This window comes from Paraburkholderia madseniana (assembly GCF_009690905.1).
GTDB classification, from domain to species: Bacteria; Pseudomonadota; Gammaproteobacteria; order Burkholderiales; family Burkholderiaceae; genus Paraburkholderia; species Paraburkholderia madseniana.
On the sequence record NZ_VOSW01000320.1, the window covers coordinates 1 to 552 of the forward strand.

Genomic DNA, 552 nt, shown 5'->3' on the forward strand with positions numbered 1-552 from the left:
ATGTATCCGACGAAGAATGGAGCTTCGCGGCACCGTATCTGACGCTGATGGACGTAACCGCGCCGCAGCGCAAATACGAACTGCGCGACATGTTTGATGCATTGCGCTGGATGGCTCGGGCCGGCGCGCCCTGGAGGATGCTGCCCAATGATTTTCCACCTTGGGAACTGGTGTATCAGCAGACCCAACGCTGGTTACAGGCAGGCTGTTTTGAGCACATGGTCTGCGACCTCCGCTCGGTGATACGCGTGGCACAGGGACGGCAGGGACAGCCCAGCGCCGTCATCCTGGATGGCCGCACGATACAGTCGACCTGCGAGAGCGGGCCCCGCGCGGGCTATGACGGTTATAAGCGCAAGCGCGGCAGCAAAGTCCACATTGCGGTGGACACCCTGGGACAGTTGCTGGCGGTACATGTGACACCAGCCAATGAGCAGGAGCGTGCGCAGGTAGCAGAGCTTGCGCGTCAGGTCCAGCAGGTAACGGGACACACGGTCAAGGTGGCATTTGCCGATCAGGGATACACGGGCAAAGAGCCAGCGCAGGCCGCAC

1 protein-coding gene is annotated in these 552 nt (G+C 61.6%); it reads left to right on the forward strand.

Annotated elements, in window-relative coordinates:
- On the forward strand, nt 1-552 hold a 552-nt coding region (locus FSO04_RS46025), incomplete at both ends, for an IS5 family transposase (protein WP_233465472.1).